The sequence below is a fragment of the Massilia genomosp. 1 genome (assembly GCF_011682185.1).
Taxonomy (GTDB): domain Bacteria; phylum Pseudomonadota; class Gammaproteobacteria; order Burkholderiales; family Burkholderiaceae_D; genus Telluria_A; species Telluria_A rubra.
Map to the genome: position 1 here is coordinate 1 of NZ_WHJF01000554.1, position 281 is coordinate 281.

Below are 281 nucleotides of genomic sequence, written 5' to 3' on the forward strand. Positions count from 1 at the left end.
GGCCCACTTGCGCACGATGAACTGCAAGGTGGCGCCGGCGCCCCAGAACAGGGTGGTCACGGCCAGCGAAATCTGGCCCAGCTTGTCTTTCCACAGCAGCGAAGAGCAGTTGGCGAAGTCGGCGATGAGCCTGGCCGGGTTGCGCTCCTGGTGGGCGTACTTGGCCAGGGTGTCGGGGATGCGCAGGTTGAACATGGTGGCCAGCAGGTACACCGCCACCACCACGCACAGCGCCGCTTCGGTGGTGGTATCGATGCCGGTCTCGATCAGCGGCATGTCGC

1 pseudogene is annotated in these 281 nt (G+C 65.5%); it reads right to left on the bottom strand.

What is annotated here, in order from left to right:
- Positions 1-281: pseudogene (locus tag F1735_RS34865) on the bottom strand (lysophospholipid transporter LplT); the annotation flags it as partial.